At 69.5% G+C, this 6917-nt stretch carries 7 protein-coding genes; 6 read left to right on the top strand and 1 reads right to left on the bottom strand.

Going from position 1 to position 6917, the window contains the following annotated elements; genetic code table 11:
- Position 1 precedes the first annotated feature (1 nt).
- Both VFL28_01335 and VFL28_01340 read left to right on the top strand, forming a co-directional pair.
- Entirely contained in the window at positions 2–427 is a 426-nt protein-coding gene (locus VFL28_01335) for a hypothetical protein (GenBank protein HET7263282.1), read from the top strand.
- Positions 424–936 carry a hypothetical protein gene (locus tag VFL28_01340; protein HET7263283.1) on the top strand — a complete coding sequence of 171 codons (513 nt, stop codon included), beginning with the start codon at positions 424–426 and terminating at the stop codon, positions 934–936. Before VFL28_01335 ends, VFL28_01340 begins: the two co-directional genes overlap by 4 nt.
- Before the next feature lie 12 nt (positions 937–948).
- On the opposite strand, the gene VFL28_01345 is transcribed toward VFL28_01340, so the two are convergent.
- Positions 949–2286: a GGDEF domain-containing protein gene (locus VFL28_01345; GenBank protein ID HET7263284.1), complete on the bottom strand. Its 1338-nt coding sequence runs from the start codon at positions 2284–2286 to the stop codon at positions 949–951.
- Between the two features lie 322 nt (positions 2287–2608).
- On the opposite strand from VFL28_01345, the gene rpsU reads away from it, so the two are divergent.
- The 4 genes from rpsU to alaS all read left to right on the top strand — a co-directional run.
- Entirely contained in the window at positions 2609–2779 is a 171-nt protein-coding gene (rpsU, locus tag VFL28_01350) for a 30S ribosomal protein S21 (protein HET7263285.1), read from the top strand.
- A 113-nt stretch (positions 2780–2892) separates the two neighbouring features.
- Positions 2893–3426, top strand: coding sequence for an NUDIX domain-containing protein (locus VFL28_01355; protein ID HET7263286.1), 534 nt, complete (start codon positions 2893–2895; stop codon positions 3424–3426).
- Complete coding sequence (locus tag VFL28_01360; GenBank protein HET7263287.1) at positions 3426–4769, top strand: aspartate aminotransferase family protein; 1344 nt, start codon at positions 3426–3428, stop codon at positions 4767–4769. Before VFL28_01355 ends, VFL28_01360 begins: the two co-directional genes overlap by 1 nt.
- Positions 4766–6917, top strand: a 2152-nt coding sequence (alaS, locus tag VFL28_01365; protein ID HET7263288.1) for an alanine--tRNA ligase, incomplete at its 3' end; no start/stop codon positions are given. The genes VFL28_01360 and alaS, both read left to right, overlap by 4 nt.

A 6917-nucleotide genomic window follows, 5' to 3' on the forward strand; every position in this document is an offset into this window, starting at 1 on the left:
CTTGGATCTCACGCCGCACCTTGTCGTTGGCGCGGCGATCGGTGCCCGCGTCCGGCGGCCCGCGCTCGCGCTGCCCGCTGCATTCGCCAGCCATTTTGTGTTGGATACGGTGCCCCATATCGACATCGGCTGGATCAACGGGCCGAATCTGAGCGCGGCGGTCGACACCGCGTTGGGCCTGGCGCTGTGCGGAATCCTGGTGTGGTCGGCAGGGAGTTGGGCGCCGTTCGCCGCGGCGCTGGCCGCCCTCCTCCCGGACGCTCCGGGGATCAAAGCATATGTGGAAGGAGCGGCCGGCGTGGTGTTTCCGCATCTGACCGCTTACCCGCCGTGGGGGATCGCAACCGAGGTGCTGACCACGGCGGCGGCGCTGGCCTGGGGTCTGAGAGGCCGCGGCGCGGGAGCACCGGTGAGCCGGAACCGATGACGTCGCGAGAAGCCATGGCGATGGGGGGGGACCTCACCGTGCAGATCGCGGCACCAAGCGCCGAGCGGGCGGCTCAGGATGTAGGGGATTTGGTCGTCACACTCAGCGCGATAGAGGCCGGTGTGCTGCACATCGTGCGCGAGGGCCGCCGGATGCCGGTGGAGACGTTGACGCGGGAGTTTGCCGGCCTGGCGCAGGAGCTCCGACGGTGCTACCGGCGACTCGTCGACGTCGCGGAGCGGCGGGATCTCGGCTTCGCCACCCAGCGAAAGATACGTCAGATGCGGGAACACACCATCTGGTTGTACCGCAAGATCTCCCAGGAACAGATCTTCTTTCGGAAGCTCGCGCTCGAAGCGAGTCTGCGGCAGGTGATCTCGACCGAGGCGTTCGGCGTGTACCAGCAGCTGCTCTGCGCGGACGACGAAGAACGCCGGCGCGCCGGGCGCGACGATGCCGCCCTCGCGACCCTGTTGCTTTCGGACCAGGACGAGGCTCTCGCGTTCTGAGAGCCGGCGCGGCTACGCGGTCTGACCGGCCAGGCGTTGCGCCAGGGTCCTGCTCAGCGGGCGGTTGAGGGCGTCGAGGACCGCCTTGACGACCGCGTGCGTCAAATCGGGCGCTCGAGCGCTTCCGATGAATGAGGTTGCGCCGTTTGATCGGTTGGCGAGAACGACGACCGCCAGTTTGTCGACCGCGGTCGGCACTTCGGTGAACTCTTCGAGAGTGTAGACGTGCTCCTCGCCGGCAGTCAACCGGAGGGCATCGAGCGTCGCCTCCGCGGCCAGGAAGAAGATGCCTTGGCCGTGCACACGTCCGGCGGCGCGACCGGTGCTTTCACGGGCGCCTAACCGCAGCACGACGGCAACCTCACTGCCCGCTTCATCGCTCCGAATGGTCACATCGACCAGGCGGAGGCGCGCCTGTTGAACGGTGTCCGCCGGCGGGACCGCCGTCCACCGCGTTTCGCCGTTCGCGGTGCTCAGACGCGCGGTCGACTCGGCGGTGTGCTTCGCGTCCTTGGCGGCCGTTGAGGCCCGGCTGGCGAGCGTGAGCAGATCGTCGATCGTGGCCCCAAGATGCGCGCGAGTGCGGCCCTCGGTGCGTCGCCCGCCGCTCAGGCCGATGCTGGCGGTGACCCGGTTGAGTCCGCTGGTCAAGTCGGTGGGGAGCACGACCGCGGCTTGGATCCGCTCGGCCAGTTCGCGTGCTTCCGGTTCGCGCCGGGTGGTCGCAATGGCAAACTCGTCGCCGCCGTAGCGGCACAGCATGTCCGTTCGGTCGCGCACGAGACCGCCGAGCAATTCCGCGACCGCGACGAGCATATCGTCCCCCGCGACGTGGCCGAGAGTCTTGTTGACGATGCCGAAATTGTCGAGGTCGATGAAGAGCACCGACACCTCGTGGCCGTGCGCGAGGGCCGCCGAGGCCCAGGCCCGCAGCGCGGCGGCGGACGGCAGGCCGGTGAGCGGGTCGCTCTGCTGGCCCTGTTTGCGCAGGATGTTCGCCGCGGAGATCTGCCCGACCAGCTCGTTGTCCTCGATGACCGGCAGGACGTCGAGCCGCTGCCTTGTCATGGCGGCATAGGCCTGCACCAGGGGCAGGTCCGCGGGGACCGGGGTAATCCCGGGCGTCATCACGTCGACGACGAGCCGATACGGAGCCGCCGCGAGGAGTTGCTGCGGCGTAACCAAGCCGGCGACGCGGCCGTCTTCGACGACCGGAAGCGCCGTGAGGTGGTGTCGCGTCAGTTTCTTGGTGGCGGTGGCCACGGTATCGTGGCTGTTCACGGACTCGGCCGTCACCACCATCGCGTCCGCGACGGTCAACCGCACCTCATCGACTGAATCAGCGGTCATCGGTCCCAACAATGGGGAGCAATGGTCTGACGGCCGCCGGAGAGAGTGACACGCGGCGGACCGCTGCAGGACACACCAACAGCCAGCCAGACGGTTTCAGCCGCCTGCCTCCCCCGAGTGGCACCGCGGAAAATAGTAATTTTAAGCGTCCCACTTCAGTTTGAGGGGGACAACCGTTCGAACTGAGTATTTGGGGCGCTCCATAGAGAGAGGACGAACGCCGTCGAGGGTCCGCGGCGGGAAGTGCGCTCCAATTTCCTTTGGGTTCAGTGTATAATGTGCCTATTATTGGCCGGCCTACGGTGCGCCTGGGGGTGCCAGGTTGACGGAAGTTCGAATCGGCAAGGACGAGACGCTCGACAGCGCGCTGCGGCGGTTCAAGCGCCAGGTGAAGCGGTCGGGCATCCTCACCGACGCGAAGCGCCACGAGCACTACGAGAAACCCAGCCAGAAGCGCCGTCGGCGCGCCGCCCGGCGTAACAAGCGGCACTAGGCGTTTCCTTCCTCGTCGCCCTGCCGCGCCGTGCGGAAGGTCCGGCGCGGCGGCGCGGTTTGCCGTGACGTATGCGTTCCGGGAGGGGTATGGCGCGGGAGTCACATCGCAGGATGAAGCACGCCCGCAGCGCCGGCGGCGTGGTGTTTCTGCGAGTGTCCGCGCCGGATACCCGTGCCGCGGCAGAAGCCGCGGCGGGCGCGCCCGGTTCCCGAGAGCCGGACGTCCGCGTGCTGCTGCTGCAGCATGAGACCGGCAAATGGATGCTGCCCAAAGGGACCATCGAGCAGGGCGAAACGCCGGACGGTGTTGCGGTTCGCGAAGTCGGAGAGGAGACCGGGCTCCGCAACGTTCGGATCGTCGCCGACCTCGGCGAAGAGCACTACATGTTCTTCTGGAAGGCCGAGGATACCCACTACGACAAGACGGTCCACTATTATCTCATGGAGTTCCTCGGCGGTGAGGAACCGCATCCGCAGCGCGAGGAAGGTTTCGTCCGCTGCGAGTGGGTGACGATCGCGGACGCCCTCGACCGGATCAAATATAAGGAGACGCGCCAGGTCGTCGAGCGCGCCCGGGTGGCGCTCCAACAGGCCGCCGCGCCGGAGGACGGACACAGCGCCGGGCGGTCCGGCGTGACGGCGTGATGGTCGACCACCCCGCAAGGGGTCCGGCCGCGCCGCCGGGGCCCCGCGGCCTCCCGCCCGGCGAGGCCCGGGACCGCCTCGTCCGCGACACCCTGGAACGCTACCGGCACTACCTCAACCCCGGTCTGGCGCGGCTCTACCGGTTCGGCGGCACCGAGACCGTGGAGTGGGAGGCTGAGGGCTGCTTCGTTTGGGACGTGCACGGCCGCGCCTACATCGACTGCGCGTGCGGTCCCGCGATCTTCAACATCGGTCACCGCCACCCGCGCGTGCTCGCGGCCGTGCGCGAGCAGCTCGACCGGATTCCGATGTCCGTGCGCACCATGCCGAGTGCGCCGCAGGCCGAGCTGGCCGAACGCCTCGGCCGCCTCACCCCCGGCGATCTCCAGTATTCGTTCTTCTGCAACAGCGGCGCGGAGGCCGTGGAGGGCGCGCTCAAACTCGCGCGCCTGGCAACGGGGAGGCCCGGGATCGTCGCGATGAGCGACGCGTTCCATGGGAAGACCTTCGGGGCCCTGTCGGCGACCGGCCGCGAGCACTACCGGCGGCCGTTCGAGCCGCTGGTCCCCGGGTTCACGCACGTGCCGTTCGGGGATCTCGCCGCGCTGGAGGCCGCGGTCGGGCCGGAAACCGCCGCGGTCATCCTCGAGCCGATCCAGGGCGAAGCCGGCGTGATCGTTCCGCCGGTCGGCTACCTGCGCGCCGTGCGGGACCTCTGCGATCGCCGCGGGATCCTGCTGATCGCCGACGAGATCCAGACCGGGCTCGGCCGGACCGGCCGGTTGTTTTGCGTGGAGCACGAGGACGTCACCCCCGACATCATGACCGTCGCCAAAGCCCTCGGCGGCGGCGTCGTGCCGATCGGGGCGTTCGTTGCGCGGCCGCGCCTGTGGGACCAGTTCCGGCGGGATCCGTACCTGCACTCCTCGACCTTCGGCGGGAATCCGCTCGCCTGCCGGGCGGCGATCGCGACGCTCGACGTGTTGGTGGAGGAGCGCCTGGCGGATCGCGCGGAGACGCTCGGCGTGCGCTTCCTCGACCGCCTTCGTGGCGTGCAGGCACGGCATCCCCGGATCGTCCGCGCCGTCCGCGGCCGCGGCCTCATGATCGGGGTGGAGTTCACGCACAGCGACTACGCGCTGCTGGTCTCCGCGGAGGCGGGGCACCGGGGTGTGATCACCTTCTACACGTTGAACAAGCCCGAGGTGATCCGGATCGAGCCGCCGCTCGTCATCACCTCGGACCTCATCGACCGCGCCGTCGACGGCATCGACGGGGCGGTCGTGGAAGCCGAGCGGCTGCTGGCCGCGGCGGACGGCGAGGGCGCCCCGCCGCGGCCATGACCGGGGTCGAGATCCGCGAGGCCTTCCTCCGCTACTTCGAGGAACACGGCCACACCCGGGTGCCGAGCGCCTCGCTCGTGCCGGCGGGCGATCCGACGCTCCTGTTCACCAACGCCGGCATGGTCCCGTTCAAGGACGTGTTTCTCGGCCTCGAAAGCCGGCCGTACCGCCGCGCGACCTCGGTGCAAAAGTGCATGCGGGTGAGCGGCAAGCACAACGATCTCGAAAACGTCGGGCCGTCCCCGCGGCACCACACCTTCTTCGAGATGCTCGGCAATTTCAGCTTCGGCGATTATTTCAAGCGCGAGGCGATCGCGTTCGCCTGGGAGTTTGCGACCCGGACCCTCGGCCTACCGCCGGATCGCCTCGTGCTCACGGTGCTCGCCGGCGACGACGAGGCCGCGGCCGCGTGGGCGGCGCTCGGCGTGCCGGACGCGCGCGTACTGCGGATGGGGGAGACGACCAATTTCTGGATGATGGGCGACGTCGGGCCGTGCGGGCCGACGAGCGAGCTGCACTACGATGGGGGCGCGGCCGCGTGCACGTGCGGGCGTCCGGACTGCAGCGTCCGGCTGGACAACAACTGCGGCCGCTGGCTCGAGATCTGGAACCTCGTGTTCATGCAGTACATGCAGGCGCTGGACGGGACTCGCACCCCGCTGCCTCGCCCCGGCGTGGACACCGGGATGGGACTCGAGCGCATCGCCTCGGTGATCGAGGGGGTGCCCACCAACTACGACACCAGCCTCTTCCTGCCGATCCTGGACCGGATCCAGGCCGTGCTCGGGCATACCGCGGCAGAGCGCGCCGCGCACGCGGTCGCGTATCGTGTCCTCGCCGACCACGGGCGGGCGATGACGTTTCTCACCGCGGACGGCGTCGTCCCGGGCAACGAAGGCCGGGCGTATGTGCTGCGCATGATCATTCGCCGCGCGGTACGGTTCGCCAGGCGGGCCGGTGCGACCCAACCGGTGCTCGGCGCCCTCGCGGACGCCGTGACGGCGACGATGGGTCCGGTCTATCCGGAGCTCGTGGCCCAGCGCGCGTTCGTCCACAACGTGCTCGGCGCGGAGGAAGCCCGGTTCGATCAGACGCTCGAGGGGGGGCTCGGCCGGCTGGACGATGTGATCGCAGAGGTCAAGCGAGCCTCGCGGCGCGTGATCCCCGGCGCCGACGTCTTTCGCCTCTACGACACGTACGGGTTCCCGCCCGACCTGACCCGCGACGTTGCGCGCGAGCACGGGCTCGAGATCGACGAAGCGGGCTTCGCCGAGGAAATGGCCCGGCAGAAGGCCCGATCGCGCGCCACGGACGGTTTCGCCGACAACCTGGCGCAGCGCGCCCACTACGAGCGCGCACGAGAGTTCACCACGCCCACCGAGTTTGTCGGGTACGACGGTCTTACGGCCGACGCCCGGGTGCTGGCGGTTTCCGACGGCAGCCGCTGGGTGGACGCGGCCAAGGCCGGAGAGCCGGTGGAGGTGGTCACCGATCGCACGCCGTTCTACGCGGAGGCCGGCGGTCAGGTGGGGGACACCGGTGAAATCCGCGTCCTGGACAAGAACGGCGGCCCCGCCGCCGTCGTCACGGTCGAGGACACGAAGCGCCCGGTTCCGGGCCTCACGGTTCACTACGGCCGCGTGACCTCGGGGACGCTGCGCACGTCCGACGCCGTGCGCCTGATCGTGGAGGCGTCACGCCGGCGCGATATCACGCGCAACCATACGGCGACCCACCTGCTGCACGCCGCGCTGCGCGAGGTGCTGGGCGAGCACGCGCGGCAGGCGGGATCGTTGGTTGCGCCGGACCGCCTGCGGTTCGACTTCGCGCACGTGCGCGCGCTCACGGCGGACGAGCGGGAGCGCATCGAGACACGCGTCAACGAACTGGTGCTGGCCGCGCAGCCGGTGACGACCGAGATCAAACCGTACCGCGAGGCCGTCGCCTCGGGCGCCATGGCGCTCTTCGGCGAGAAGTATGGGGATGAGGTGCGCGTCGTCGGCGTGAACGGCTACAGCCGCGAGTTGTGCGGCGGCACCCACGTCCGGACGACCGCGGAGATCGGTCTCTTCCTGATTGCGAGCGAAGGGTCTGTCGGCGCGGGGATCCGCCGGATCGAGGCCGTGACCGGCCGCGCCGCGGTGGCCC

It is taken from the genome of bacterium, assembly GCA_035691305.1.
Lineage (GTDB): Bacteria > Sysuimicrobiota > Sysuimicrobiia > Sysuimicrobiales > Segetimicrobiaceae > DASSJF01.

Bases quoted from the DNA above. Each gene is read 5' to 3' on its own strand.
- VFL28_01360 (HET7263287.1), top strand. From the start codon at position 3,426: ATGGTCGACCACCCCGCAAGGGGTCCGGCCGCGCCGCCGGGGCCCCGC.
- VFL28_01340 (HET7263283.1), top strand. From the start codon at position 424: ATGACGTCGCGAGAAGCCATGGCGATGGGGGGGGACCTCACCGTGCAG.
- VFL28_01345 (HET7263284.1), bottom strand. From the start codon at position 2,286: ATGACCGCTGATTCAGTCGATGAGGTGCGGTTGACCGTCGCGGACGCG.
- VFL28_01355 (HET7263286.1), top strand. From the start codon at position 2,893: ATGAAGCACGCCCGCAGCGCCGGCGGCGTGGTGTTTCTGCGAGTGTCC.